Source organism: Stenotrophomonas sp. K-6 (genome assembly GCF_056861555.1).
Map to the genome: position 1 here is coordinate 310,527 of NZ_JBSPUC010000005.1, position 13,684 is coordinate 324,210.

The 13,684-nt window shown below is 66.2% G+C and carries 11 protein-coding genes; 9 read left to right on the forward strand and 2 right to left on the reverse strand.

The genetic code is table 11. The annotated features are described in order from the left end of the window. The 6 genes from murC (at position 1) to lpxC (ending at position 7,059) form a co-directional block, all read left to right on the forward strand. Entirely contained in the window at positions 1 to 1,437 is a 1,437-nt protein-coding gene (murC, locus tag AC13F7_RS16335; protein ID WP_481468671.1) for a UDP-N-acetylmuramate--L-alanine ligase, read from the forward strand. Further along, positions 1,434 to 2,417, forward strand: a complete 984-nt coding sequence (locus AC13F7_RS16340; RefSeq protein WP_483002152.1) for a D-alanine--D-alanine ligase — start codon at positions 1,434 to 1,436, stop codon at positions 2,415 to 2,417. The genes murC and AC13F7_RS16340 overlap by 4 nt, the downstream gene beginning before the upstream one ends. Further along, complete coding sequence (locus AC13F7_RS16345) at positions 2,414 to 3,175, forward strand: cell division protein FtsQ/DivIB (protein ID WP_481468674.1); 762 nt, start codon at positions 2,414 to 2,416, stop codon at positions 3,173 to 3,175. Before AC13F7_RS16340 ends, AC13F7_RS16345 begins: the two co-directional genes overlap by 4 nt. Beyond that, positions 3,172 to 4,407, forward strand: a complete 1,236-nt coding sequence (gene ftsA, locus AC13F7_RS16350; RefSeq protein WP_481468675.1) for a cell division protein FtsA — start codon at positions 3,172 to 3,174, stop codon at positions 4,405 to 4,407. The genes AC13F7_RS16345 and ftsA overlap by 4 nt, the downstream gene beginning before the upstream one ends. Positions 4,408 to 4,698: 291 nt before the next feature. Next, positions 4,699 to 5,931 (forward strand): cell division protein FtsZ, encoded by a 1,233-nt coding sequence (gene ftsZ / locus AC13F7_RS16355; protein WP_481468676.1) that lies wholly within the window; start codon positions 4,699 to 4,701, stop codon positions 5,929 to 5,931. A 216-nt stretch (positions 5,932 to 6,147) separates the two neighbouring features. Next, the gene (lpxC, locus tag AC13F7_RS16360) at positions 6,148 to 7,059 is read left to right on the forward strand and encodes a UDP-3-O-acyl-N-acetylglucosamine deacetylase (RefSeq protein WP_123728351.1); all 912 of its coding nucleotides are present in this window, start codon (positions 6,148 to 6,150) and stop codon (positions 7,057 to 7,059) included. A gap of 296 nt (positions 7,060 to 7,355) precedes the next feature. On the opposite strand, the gene AC13F7_RS16365 is transcribed toward lpxC, so the two are convergent. Beyond that, the gene (locus tag AC13F7_RS16365) at positions 7,356 to 7,796 is read right to left on the reverse strand and encodes a DciA family protein (RefSeq protein ID WP_026069663.1); all 441 of its coding nucleotides are present in this window, start codon (positions 7,794 to 7,796) and stop codon (positions 7,356 to 7,358) included. Positions 7,797 to 7,808: 12 nt separating this feature from the next. Here AC13F7_RS16365 and AC13F7_RS16370 point away from each other — a divergent pair, with 12 nt between their 5' ends. The 3 genes from AC13F7_RS16370 to AC13F7_RS16380 all read left to right on the forward strand — a co-directional run bounded on the left by AC13F7_RS16370 (position 7,809) and on the right by AC13F7_RS16380 (position 13,119). Beyond that, entirely contained in the window at positions 7,809 to 8,759 is a 951-nt protein-coding gene (locus AC13F7_RS16370; protein ID WP_019182479.1) for a M23 family metallopeptidase, read from the forward strand. A 168-nt stretch (positions 8,760 to 8,927) separates the two neighbouring features. Then, positions 8,928 to 11,660 (forward strand): preprotein translocase subunit SecA, encoded by a 2,733-nt coding sequence (secA, locus tag AC13F7_RS16375; RefSeq protein WP_481468678.1) that lies wholly within the window; start codon positions 8,928 to 8,930, stop codon positions 11,658 to 11,660. A gap of 499 nt (positions 11,661 to 12,159) precedes the next feature. After that, a complete protein-coding gene (locus AC13F7_RS16380) occupies positions 12,160 to 13,119 on the forward strand; it encodes a Nudix family hydrolase (RefSeq protein WP_483002156.1) in 960 nt (319 codons plus the stop codon). Here AC13F7_RS16380 and AC13F7_RS16385 read toward each other — a convergent pair. Further along, entirely contained in the window at positions 13,109 to 13,675 is a 567-nt protein-coding gene (locus tag AC13F7_RS16385; RefSeq protein WP_483002158.1) for a hypothetical protein, read from the reverse strand. The genes AC13F7_RS16380 and AC13F7_RS16385 overlap by 11 nt on opposite strands. Positions 13,676 to 13,684: the final 9 nt, after the last annotated feature.

Below are 13,684 nucleotides of genomic sequence, written 5' to 3' on the forward strand. Positions count from 1 at the left end.
ATGATCCGCCGCCTCCACGACACCAACGACCTGGTACGCGCGTTCCCGCGCGTGCACTTCGTCGGCATCGGCGGCACTGGCATGAGCGGCATCGCCGAAGTGATGCTGACGCTGGGCTATGAAGTGTCCGGTTCGGACAACGCCGACAACACCGCGACCCGTCGCCTGGCCGGCCTGGGTGCGCGCGTGATGCGCGGCCACTCGGCCGCCAACGTGCTCGGCACCGATTGCGTGGTCGTCTCCAGCGCGATCCGGGATGACAACCCGGAATTGATGGAAGCGCGCAGCCAGCGCATCCCGATCATGCCGCGCGCGGCGATGCTCGCCGAACTGATGCGCTTCCGCCGCGGCATCGCCGTGGCCGGCACGCACGGCAAGACCACCACCACCAGCCTGACCGCTGCCGTGCTGAGCGAAGGTGGGCTGGACCCGACCTTCGTGATCGGTGGCCAGCTGCTCGCCGCCGGTGCCAACGCCAAGCTCGGCGGTGGCCAGTGGCTGGTGGCTGAAGCCGACGAGAGCGATGGCAGCTTCCTGCGCCTGAACCCGCTGGTGTCGGTGATCACCAATATCGATTCGGACCACCTTGAGAACTACGGCAACGATTTCGCCCGTGTCCAGGCTGCGTTCGCCGAGTTCCTGCAGCGCCTGCCGTTCTATGGCCTGGCGGTGCTGTGCATCGACGATCCGGAAGTGGCCGCGCTGGCCGCGCAGACGCCGCGCCATGTCATGAGCTATGGCATGAGCAGCAACGCCGACGTGCGTGCCGAGGATGTGGTCCAGGATGGCCCGCGCATGCGCTTCACCCTGCGCCTGCCCGAAGGCAGCAGCCACCCGGTGACGCTGGCCCTGCCCGGTGCGCACAACGTGCTCAACGCACTGGCCGCCGCGGCCGTGGGCTGGCAGCTGGGCGTGGCCCCGGACGCGATCGCGCGTGCGCTGGAGAGCTTTGCCGGTATCGGCCGCCGCTTCAACGACCTGGGCATCGTCACCACGCATACCGGTGCCAAGGTCCGCGTGATCGACGACTACGGTCACCACCCGCGTGAGCTGGCGGCCGTGTTCGCCGCCGCCCGCGGTGGCTGGCCGAGCCAGCGCCTGGTGGTGGCCTTCCAGCCGCACCGTTACAGCCGTACCCGTGATCAGTTCGATGCCTTCGCCGCGGTCCTCTCCGAAGTGGACGCGCTGGTGCTGAGCGAGGTCTACCCGGCCGGCGAAGCGCCGATCCCGGGTGCCGATTCGCGTTCGCTGGCCCGTGCCATCCGCGCGCGCGGCCGCAGCGAGCCGGTGGTGGTCGGCAATGCCGGCGAACTGGCCCACGTGCTGCCCGATGTCCTGCAGGACGGTGACCTGCTGCTGATGATGGGCGCCGGCGACATCGGCTACATCGCCCAGCAGATTGCCGGCGAAGGTTTCCAGGAGACGCCGGCCGCATGAACACGCTGACCTTCCCCCCGCTGCGCCTCACCGATCCGGCCATGTTCGGCCGCGTCGCCGTGCTGCTCGGCGGTACCTCCAGCGAGCGCAACGTCTCGCTGGATTCGGGCCGCAACGTGATCGAAGCGCTGCGCGCGCGCGGCGTCGATGCGATCGCGGTCGACGGCATCCCGGCCCTGGCGCTGGCGCTGGTCGAGAAGCGCTTCGATCGCGTCTTCAACATCCTCCACGGCCATAACGGCGGTGGCGAAGATGGCATCGTGCAGGGCTTGATGGAAGCCTTCGGTGTGCCGTACACCGGCTCGGACGTGCTCGGCTCGGCGCTGAGCATGGACAAGATCCGCACCAAGCAGGTGTGGCTGTCGCACGGCCTGCCGACCCCGCGCTTCATCGCGCTGGACCAGGCCTCCGATGTCCACGCCGCCGCGGCCGGGCTCGGCCTGCCGGTGGTGGTCAAGCCGGCCAATGAAGGCTCCAGCGTTGGCATCAGCCGCGTCACCGAAGAGGCCGACCTGGATGACGCGGTCGCGCTGGCGGTGCGTTACGACGGCCAGCTGCTGATGGAGCAGATGGTGGTCGGCGACGAGTTGACCGTGGCGATCCTGGGTGACCAGGCGCTGCCGTCGATCCGCATCGTGCCCAAGGGCCAGTGGTACGACTACAACGCCAAGTACATCGCCGAGGACACCCAGTACCTGTGCCCGGGCCTGGAGGGCGAGGATGAAATCGAGATCCGCCGCCTCGCACTGGCTGCGTTCCGCGCCGCCGGTTGCCGTGGTTGGGGTCGGGTGGACGTGATGCGTGACCGCAGCACCGGCCGTTTCTATCTGCTGGAAGTGAACACCGCACCGGGCATGACCAGCCATTCGCTGGTGCCCAAGTCGGCCAGCCAGGCCGGAATCGGCTTTGAAGAGCTGGTCTGGCGCGTGCTGGAACAGACCCTGCCGGCGCACGCAGCGCAGGAGAACCGTCACGCATGAACGCGGTGCTGCGCATCTTCGTCTGGTTGCTGGCCCTGTCGGTCGTGGCACTGCCCGTGGTGGCGGTGCTCAACGGCTGGGTCGGTGCCGAGCGGTGGCCGTTGGCCAAGCTGCGTGTGCACGGTGAGTTCAAGCGGGTGCCGGCCGAGCAGCTGCAGCAGGTCGTGCTGCCGTATGCGAAGTCCGGCTTCTTCGCGGTCAAGCTGCAGGATGCACAGGACGCCATCGAAACACTGCCGTGGGTGGAAAGCGCGCAGGTCCGCAAGCAGTGGCCGGACGTGCTGGAAATCACCCTGGTCGAGCACAAGCCGTTCGCGCGCTGGGGCAACGACCGCCTGCTCTCCGAGCAGGGCAAGCTGTTCGCTACGCCGAAGAAGCTGCAGGACCTGGAGCTGCCCGACCTGGATGGTCCTGACAGCCAGACCGAAGAAGTGGTGGCGCTCTACAACGATGCGCGCGCGCTGTTCGCGCCGGCCGGGGTAGACGTCAAGCGGGTCACCATGGATGCACGCGGCAGCTGGTCGCTGGTGCTGAGCAACGGCACCGAAGTGGTCGTTGGCCGCGATGATGCCCGCTCGCGCCTGCAGCGCTTCGTGCGCGTACTGCCGCAGCTGGCCAATCAAGCGGCGCCGATCGAGCGCGCCGACCTCCGATACACCAATGGTTTCACGCTGAGCTGGGGTACCCCGGCTCCGGCCGCGCCGGCCGCCCCGGCCGAAACGGCCAATGTGGCGCACAGGACGCAGGAAAGGACATGAATCGCAAGGGTGACAAATCACTGATCGTCGGTCTGGATATCGGCACCTCCAAGGTGGTGGCGCTGGTCGGCGAATACTCGCCGGGCAATCCGATCGAGGTCATCGGCATCGGCTCGCACGAATCGCGCGGTCTCAAGCGGGGCGTGGTGGTGGATATCGAATCGACCGTGCAGTCCATCCAGCGCGCCGTCGAAGAGGCCGAGCTGATGGCCGGCTGCGAGATCCGCTCGGTGTACGCCTCGATCTCCGGCAACCATGTGCAGTGCAAGAACTCGCCCGGCATCGTACCGATCCGCGACGGCGAGGTGACCTGGGGCGATCTGGATCGCGTGCTGGATGCGGCCAAGGCGGTGGCGATTCCGGCCGACCAGAAGATCCTGCATGCGATCCCGCGCGAGTACGTGCTGGACGATTCGCAGGAAGGCATCCGCAATCCGGTCGGCATGACCGGCGTGCGCCTGGAGGTGCATGCCCACCTGGTGGTGTGCGCACAGTCGGCGGCGGCCAACATCTCCAAGTGCGTGCAGCGCTGCGGCCTGCAGGTCGATGATCTGGTGCTGTCCTCGCTGGCCTCCAGCGTGGCGGTGCTGACCGCCGACGAGCGCGAGCTGGGCGTGGTGCTGGTTGACATGGGCGCCGGAACCACCGACCTGGCCGTGTTCGTGCAGGGCGCGATCTGCCACACCGCCTCGCTGCCGATCGCCGGTGACCACGTCACCAACGACATCGCGCACATGCTGCGCACGCCGACGCCGGAAGCCGAGCAGATCAAGGTGCGCTATGCCTGCGCGCTGGCCCAGCTGGCCACCGCCGAGGAAAGCATCCAGGTGCCCAGCGTCGGCGATCGTCCGCCGCGCCGGATGCCGCGCCACGCACTCGCCCAGGCAGTGCAGGGCCGCTACGAAGAGATCTTCGAGATGGTGCAGGCCGAACTGCGCCGCTCGGGTTTCGAAGAACTGGTGCGCGCCGGCATGGTGCTCACCGGTGGCGCCTCGAAGATGGAAGGCGTGGTCGAACTGGCCGAGGAAATGCTGCAGATGCCGGTACGCGTGGGCATTCCGCAGCACGTCACCGGGCTGGGCGAAGTGGTCGGCAATCCGGTGCATGCCACCGGCGTGGGCCTGCTGCTGATGGGCAGCCAGATCGAACACCCGCGTCGCCCGTCGCTGCCCACCGGCCGCGCCGGCAGCATGTTCAAGAAACTCAGAACCTGGTTCCGCGGCGAGTTCTGATCGCGGACCGCAACACGCAGTACACATGCAATAAGCGATAAGCAGTTCCCGAAAAATCCACACACCGTCCACGCAACACCGCAGCACACCGCAACAGACCGCATCACGACGTACACAGCAACCGCGTTACCCGGCCACCTGGCCGACCATTGAAGCAGGCACCACCGTCGCGGTTGGCTCTATCCAGCCCGACATACCAACTACAACTCGCCGGCACGACGGGTGGGGAGGACAGGAGAAGGATTCTCCGAAGCCCCCGTCCCGCGTAAACGGCAACACGAGGACACGGACATGGCGCATTTCGAACTGATTGAAAAGATGGCACCCAATGCGGTGATCAAGGTGATCGGCGTGGGCGGCGGCGGCGGTAACGCCGTGGCGCACATGGTCAGCACCAGTGTGGACGGCGTGGAATTCATCACCGCCAACACCGACTCGCAGGCCATCAAGAATTGCGGTGCCAAGCTGCAGCTGCAGCTGGGCACCAACGTCACCAAGGGCCTGGGCGCAGGCGCGAATCCGGAAGTCGGCCGCCAGGCCGCGCTGGAAGACCGCGAGCGCATCATGGACGCCCTGCAGGGTGCGGACATGGTGTTCATCACCGCCGGCATGGGCGGTGGCACCGGCACCGGTGCAGCCCCGGTCGTGGCGCAGCTGGCCAAGGAGATGGGCATTCTGACCGTCGCCGTGGTCACCAAGCCGTTCCCGTTCGAAGGCCGTCGCCGCATGCAGGTCGCGCTGAAGGGCATCGAAGAACTGAGCCAGCACTGCGACTCGCTGATCACCATCCCGAACGAAAAGCTGATCACCGTGCTGGGCCGCAACGCCACCATGATCCAGGCCTTCCGTGCCGCCAACGACGTCCTCCAGGGCGCCGTGCAGGGCATCGCCGACCTGATCGTGCGCCCGGGCCTGATCAACGTCGACTTCGCCGACGTGCGCACCGTCATGTCCGAAATGGGCCTGGCAATGATGGGCACCGGCACCGCGCGTGGCGATGACCGCGCCCAGGCCGCGGCCGAAGCGGCCATCCAGAACCCGCTGCTGGACGATGTGAACCTGGCCGGTGCCAACGGCATCCTGGTCAACATCACCGCCGGCGCCGACTTCACGATGGCCGAGTTCGACGAGATCGGCCGCACCATCGATGGCTTCGCCTCCGAAGATGCCACCGTGGTCGTGGGCACCGTGCTGGATCCGGACATGCAGGACGAAGTCCGCGTGACCGTGGTCGCCACCGGCCTGAACCGTGCCGTGGCCGCCAAGACCCAGCGTCCGGGCGAGCGCGCACCGATCAAGCTGGTCCGCAATGCCACCACCGGCCAGCCGGAGTTCGGCGAGTTCGACAATGGCGGCGATGCGGTCTCCAAGGCCGTGGGCGGGATGGGCATGGGCATGGGCCTGCGTCGTCCGAGCGCCGACACCGTGGCGCCGACCGCCCCCAGCGCATCGGGCCCGGCTGCTGCTGAACTGCCGAACGACTACCTGGACATCCCGGCGTTCCTGCGCCGCCAGGCGGACTGAGCAACGCGTGCCGGGGCCTTGTCCTCCCCGGTAAGCACCTCCATGTCCCATGCTGCCGGGCCAGGATCGGCCCGGCAGTCTGACCGCCGTCGTGCATCGCGCACGTCCGGGCAGTGCTGTCGACGCACCACGGTTCACGGAAGGGACAGCGGTAGTGCGTGTTATTCTTGTTTGTCACAGTCGCGCTGACCGCGCGCTTTCTGGTCCTGCCCCCCGATGATTCCGCAACGCACCCTCAAGAACACGATCCGCGCCACCGGCGTCGGCCTTCACAGCGGTGACAAGGTCTACATGACCCTGCGCCCGGCCCCGGTCAACCACGGCATCGTCTTCCGTCGCGTCGATCTGGACCCGGTGGTGGAAGTGCCTGCGCGTGCGGACCTGGTCACCGAAGTCACCCTGTGCACCGGCTTGACCTATCACGAGGCGAAGATCCAGACCGTCGAACACCTGATGTCGGCTCTGGCCGGCCTGGGTGTGGACAACATCATCGTGGAACTGTCCTCGGCCGAGCTGCCGATCATGGACGGTTCCTCCGGCCCGTTCGTCTTCCTGCTGCAGTCGGCAGGCATCGCCGAGCAGGACGCGCCGAAACGCTTCATCCGCATTCTCAAGACGGTGGAAGTCACCGATGGCGACAAGGTCGCCCGCTTCGAACCGTACGAAGGCTACAAGCTCGGTTTCACCATCCAGTTCAACCACCCGATGATCCCGGCCAAGCAATCGCGGGCCGAGATCGAATTCTCGACCCAGGCCTACACCCGGGAAATCTCGCGTGCCCGGACCTTCGGCTTCATGCGGGATCTGGAGTACATGCGCGAGCGCAACCTCGGCCTGGGCGGCTCGATGGACAACGCCATCGTGCTCGACGAGTTCCGCGTGCTCAACGACGACGGCCTGCGCTACGCCGATGAGTTCGTGCGCCACAAGATCCTCGATGCGATCGGCGATCTGTATCTGGCCGGCGGCCAGGTGCTGGGCGCGTATGAGGGCTTCAAGTCGGGCCACGCGCTCAACAACAAGCTGGTGCGCGCGCTGCTGGCCGATGCCAGTGCCTGGGAGTGGGTCAGCTATGACTCGCCCGCGGTCGAGGCACCGGTCGTCTACGGTCTGCCGGCGTACGCCTGAGCCCTGTAATTGCGCAAGTAATTGATTTTAAACAAAATAGAACGGCGCCCATGGCGCCGTTTCTGTTTTCTGGGGTTTAGACGCGCTGAGAGCCATGTGATCTTGACGTCAATGAACCGTGGGGGTGCACAGCGCACAGATTTGTGAACCTCATCAAGGTTTCTGCCGGATTTAACGTTAATTTAATAAAACACTAACGACTGGCGGCGGTTCCGCCGCTACAGTGCAGACCGGCTCCCAGCCAAAGTTCACGTGATCGTGACGCGGCCGGGAAGGGGCGGGATGCCCCGATGGCTTCACGATTTGGACGAATCCACATCGCGGAGACAGGCCAACGCGTCGCGTAGCCCTTTGTGCGTGGCGGCTGAAACAGCGTGGGGGCCATTCCTGTTATCGATCGCTGGGGAGCGTGGGGGAGGGGCAGATGCTGTTTTGACGGTCACCTTGGTGACCTTCAGCCCGATGGACCGGGCCGCGTCGATCAACTGTGCTTCGGCAAGCCGGACCTTGGCGTGCCACACGGGAGATTCGACGAGAAAAACGAGGTGCTCGCCGTTTACATTCGCCAGCCGGCAACGGGTGGCCAGTGCAGGCGGCAAATGGGGGCGCAATTGACGGTCCAGCGCGTCGAGCCACAAGGCACGACGCAGCGGGTTACCGGCTTTGTCCGCCATGACCGCATCCAGCGCCGGCTTCGGTGTGGATGGGGAACGGGCACTGGATTTCGGCTCAGACATGAAAACTCACTGATGGCATTCAAAAAGATCGTAATCAAAACGCGTGAAGGACAGGCCAAGACGCCGCTGGCGCGTTTGCGTTTCTACTTCGAAGATTCCCCCCGTGCCCTGCTGGGCAGTGTGCTGGGGGTGGGCTGCCTGATCGGCTTCGGTGCCGGTATCGGTGGCAGCATGTTCAACGATTCCCGGCTCCACGCCAAGGTCGCACAGCAGGAACGCGAGCTGGCGCAGGCCCAGAAGGACGCTCAGACCCAGGTCAACGCGCTGGCAGCGCGGATGGGCGAGCTGCAGGCACAGGCGACCCGTCTCAATGCCCTGGGCGAACGACTCACCCAGATGGGCAAGCTGGAAGACGGCGAATTCGACTTCAACGAGACCCCCGGCCTCGGTGAAGGCGAGCCCGGCCCGACCCAGGACATCCCGGTCAGTGCGGTCAACGCCGACTTACAGGTGCTGGAGCAGCGCTTTGCTGCTTCAGGCCGCCAGCTGTCGGTGATGGAATCGCTGATGTTCGACCACCAGCTCGAACAGAACGCCGTGCCTTCGCGCATGCCGATCCGCAACACCTACATCACCTCCAACTTCGGCACCCGCAGCGATCCGTTCGGTCGCGGTGCGGCCACCCACAAGGGCATGGATTTCCACGCCAAGGTCGGTGACCCGGTGATGTCGGTGGCCGACGGCGTGGTCAGCTTCGCCGGCGTGAAGGGCGGGTACGGCAACGTGGTCGATGTGGACCATGGCAACGGCTATGTGACCCGCTATGCGCACAATTCGCGCTTGGTGGTGAAGCCGGGCGATCTGGTCCGGGCCGGCCAGGAAGTGGCCAAGGCCGGTTCCACGGGCCGTTCCACCGGTGCCCACGTGCACTTCGAGGTCTGGGAACGCGGCCAGGTGGTCAATCCGCGCAAGTTCCTTGGTGATGGCGGCAACACCCCGGTCGGCCGCGTTTCGCGGGGCTGATCACGGTAACGAACTTGAACGGGGGTGCTTGAAACGCCGGACCCCCGTCCCAAGCTACAATGGGTGTTGCCATAGACAGGGCGCGGTGCGCCCTGTTTCGTTTGCGGCGTGCGCATCCCCCGGGGAAAGCGCCGCCGTTGGGGCGTCTCATTCCAACCGGTTCCTTCAATGATCAACAGCCTGCTTACCCGCGTCTTCGGCAGTCGTAATGAACGACAGCTGCGCCAGCTCAACCGCATCGTCGCCAAGGTCAATGCGTTGGAGCCGGAAATCGAAAAGCTCTCCGACGAGCAGCTCAAGGCCAAGACCCCGGAATTCAAGCAGCGCATCGCTGACGGTGAAGCCCTGGACAAGGTGCTGCCGGAAGCCTTCGCGGTCTGCCGCGAAGCCAGCCGCCGCGTTCTGGGCATGCGCCACTACGACGTGCAGCTGATCGGTGGCATGGTCCTGCACCTGGGCAAGATCGCCGAAATGCGCACCGGTGAAGGCAAGACCCTGGTCGCCACGCTGCCGGTCTACCTCAATGCGCTGGAAGGCAAGGGCGTCCACGTGGTCACCGTGAATGACTACCTGGCCCGCCGTGACTCGGCGCAGATGGGCAAGCTCTACAACTGGCTGGGCCTGAGCGTGGGCGTGGTTTACCCGGGCATGCCGCACGGCGACAAGCGCGAGGCATATGCCAGCGACATCACCTACGGCACCAACAACGAATTCGGCTTCGATTACCTGCGCGACAACATGGCGCTGTCGCGCGCAGATCGCCACCAGCGCGGCCTGCACTACGCCATCGTCGATGAAGTCGACTCGATCCTGATCGATGAAGCCCGTACGCCGCTGATCATTTCCGGCCCGGCCGATGATTCCCCGGAGCTGTACATCCGCGTCAACCGCATTGTCCCGCACCTGATCAAGCAGGAAGCCGAGGAAGGCGAGGGCGATTTCTGGGTCGACGAGAAGGGCAAGCAGGTCCATCTGTCCGAGGCGGGCATGGAGCATGCCGAGGCGCTGCTGGTCGAAGCCGGCATCCTCAATGCCGAGACCGAAGGCCTGTACGCCGCGCAGAACCTGACCGTGGTGCATCACCTCAACGCCGCCCTGCGCGCGCATGCCATCTACCAGCGCGACGTGGATTACATCGTGCGCGATGGCGAAGTGGTGATCGTCGATGAATTCACCGGCCGCACCCTGGCCGGCCGCCGCTGGTCCGATGGCCTGCACCAGGCCGTGGAAGCGAAGGAAGGCGTGCCGGTCCAGCGCGAGAACCAGACGCTGGCCAGCATCACCTTCCAGAACCTGTTCCGCATGTACAAGAAGCTGTCCGGCATGACCGGTACGGCCGATACGGAAGCCTACGAATTCCAGAGCATCTACAACCTGGAAGTGGTGGTGATCCCGACCAACCGCCCGACCATCCGCAAGGACGGTTCGGACCAGGTGTTCCTCAACCGCAACGGCAAGTTCAACGCGGTGCTGGCCGATATCCAGGCCTGCAACGAGCGCGGCCAGCCGGTGCTGGTGGGTACCACCTCGATCGAAACCTCGGAAATGCTGTCCGAGCACCTGACCAAGGCCGGTGTGCACCACGAAGTGCTCAACGCCAAGCAGCATGACCGCGAAGCGACCATCATCGCCAACGCCGGCATGCCGGGCGCGGTGACCATCGCCACCAACATGGCCGGTCGTGGTACCGACATCGTGCTGGGCGGTTCGCTGGAAGCGCAGCTGCACGAGCTGGGCGAAGAGGCGACGCCGGAACAGCGCGCCCAGGTCAAGGCCGAGTGGCAGGTCCGCCATGATGCAGTCAAGGCAGCCGGTGGCCTGCACATCGTCGGCACCGAGCGCCATGAGTCGCGCCGTATCGATAACCAGCTGCGTGGCCGCTCGGGCCGCCAGGGCGATCCGGGTTCGTCCCGTTTCTACCTGTCGCTGGAAGACAACCTGATGCGCATCTTCGCCTCGGACTGGGTCCAGAAGGCGATGCGCATGATGGGCATGAAGGAAGACGACGTCATCGAAGATCGTCTGGTCAGCCGCCAGATCGAGAAGGCGCAGCGCAAGGTCGAAGCGCACAACTTCGATATCCGCAAGAACCTGCTGGACTTCGACGACGTCAACAACGATCAGCGCAAGGTGATCTACAGCCAGCGCGATGAGCTGCTGGACGCCGAGTCGGTGAAGGACAACGTGGATGGCATCCGTGGCGATGTGATCTTCGACGTGGTGGCGCGCTTCGTGCCGCCGAACTCGATCGACGAGCAGTGGGACCTGCAGGGTCTGGAAGCCACGCTGGCCTCGGACTTCGGCATCGACATGTCGCTGACCGAGCTGGTCAAGTCGCACGAGGAGCTGGACGCCGAGGGCATCGCCGAGAAGGTGCAGGCCAAGGTGGACGAGCACTTCGCGGCGAAGGAAGCCGGCGTGGGCGACGAGACCATGCGCGCGCTGGAGAAGCACGTGATGCTGACCGTGCTGGATCAGAGCTGGAAGGAGCATCTGGCGCGCATGGATTACCTGCGCCAGGGCATCTACCTGCGTGGTTATGCGCAGAAGCAGCCGAAGCAGGAATACAAGAAGGAAGCGTTCGAGCTGTTCTCGGAGATGCTGGAGAACGTGAAGCGCGAAGTGGTGACCTTGCTGGCGCGCGTGCGCATCCGCAGCGAAGAGGAAGTGGCTGCCCTGGAGCAGGCCGAGCGCCAGCAGGCCGAAGCGCGTCTGCTGCAGTCGCAGTTCCAGCACCAGGACGCGGGCGGTTACGGTGCGGACGAAGAGGCCGCGCAGGTGGAGGCGGCGCAGAATGGCGTGCCGCAGGTCAGCCGCGATGAGCCGAAGGTCGGCCGCAACGATCCGTGCCCGTGCGGCAGCGGCAAGAAGTACAAGCACTGCCATGGTCAGCTGAGCTGATTAGTTGATCGACTGATCGAGTGATTGGAAGTGCTGAAAAAGCCCCGCCCTGTGCGGGGCTTTTTTTGGTTCTTCGCCAACGGCGTGGCGCCTCGAATGTTCATGGCGTGAGGCGACCGGGCAGCCCCGTCCAGGACGCGCCGTAAATACCTCCTTGTAGGCTCGACACCCGCATCCATGCGGGTGACGGTCCTTCCCGGAGCAGCCCGGTCGCCTCGTGGCAGCAGGTTGCGGTAGCGGTGGGCAGATCAAGGGCCGCTTTGCGAACCCACCACGCGCGAGCGCCGTAGCGACCGATAGGCCCCTGGGCAAAATCAAGGAGGAGGCCGTCGCCGCCAGGCGGCGGCCGGGGGACATTTGCCGAGGGGCCTATCGGTCGCTGCGGGGCCCTCACGCTCGCGGCAGACGCGAACGGAGACACACCACGGTCCGCACTGCGCCTCCACAACTACCGGCAGGGGCATTGCGTCACCCGGCCCGCTTTGGGCATCCTCCGGGTATGTCATCTCCCCTTCGTTCGATCCATGTCGTGGCCGGCGTCATCACCGATGCCCGTGGCCGCATTCTGCTCAACCGTCGTACCGAGAACCGCGATATGGCCGGCCTGTGGGAATTCCCGGGCGGCAAGCGGGAGCCCGGCGAGACCTCCGAAGAGGCGCTGGTGCGGGAGCTGCGCGAAGAGCTGGGGATCGAGGCGGAGATCGGTGAGTGGATCATGGACGTCCCGCAGATCTACCCGGACAAGCGGCTCCGGCTGGAGGTGCGCCGGATCCAGAGCTGGAAGGGCTCGCCGCGGGGCCGTGAGGGACAGGCCATCACCTGGGTAGCACCGGACAAGCTGCACCGGTATTCGATGCCGCCGGCCGATCTGCCGGTGGTGGCGGCGCTGCGGCAGCCGGACCGGTATCTGATCACGCCGGAGCCGGAGGGTGAGGAGGACCGCGTCCACCAGGCCTGGTTGGGGCGCCTGGCGCAGGCACTGGAAAGCGGGGTGCGCCGGGTACAGCTGCGCACGCCGTCCAGCCCGGCACGGGTGGCGCTGGCCGAGCGGGTGATCCAGCAGCACGGGCCGCGCACGCAGTGGCTGGTGAATCGGGATATCGAGCTGGCCGCTCGGTTGGGGGTCGGCGTGCATCTGGGCAGTGAGCAGCTGCTGGGGCTGGATGCGCGGCCGCTGGCCGCCGGTCAGCTGGTCGCGGCCTCCTGCCACGATCTGGAACAGCTGCAGGCGGCGCAGCGATTGGGCTGCGATTTCGCCGTGCTGGGGCCGGTGCAGGCGACGGCCAGCCATCCCGGAGCGGCACCGCTGGGCTGGGAGGCGTTCGAGGCGCTGCGCGAGCAGGTGTCGTTGCCGCTGTATGCGCTCGGCGGCATGGCGCCCGCTGATATCGCGCAGGCGCGTCGCCACGGCGCGCAGGGCATCGCGGCGATCCGGTCGCTGTGGCCCGCTACAGCGTGATCCAGAAGCAGCCGTACTGACGGCGCAGGCCGAATACGGTCCTGGCCGGGGTGGCGGTGCTGCCGAGGGTCTGCTCGATGCGCAGGCCGATCGGGCGGGGTCGCGGGGGGGCCTCCACGGTACCTGCAGCGGCAAGCGCCGGGTCCTCCATCACAGGCGCGCTGTCCGGGTAGACCGGCGCGATGTCGATCAGCGGGCGCTGAACCACCGATTCCAGGCGGCCGATGATGTGGTTGGCGGTGGCGTTGGAGACATTGCTCCAGAGGTAGATCGAGGACAGCCGGTTGACGTCCTGTGCGCTGACCGCGTCGCGGATCTGCCCGGTCAGTTCACTGAGCCGGCGCGCGCAGCCGGCGCGGTAGATGCCGGTGTTGCCGACGCTCGCGGTGCGCGGGGGCAATCGCGCGGTGGCACCCAGTGCATCGCAGCGGCGGTCGGTGAAGACGGTTTCGCCCTGGGCAGTGGTGCAGCGGTTCACGCGCTGCGGCGCCTGCGCCAGCGCGGGCGGCGAGGGCAGGCACAGCGCACACAGCAGGAGCCACACGAGCGGTTTCATCGCAGCAGC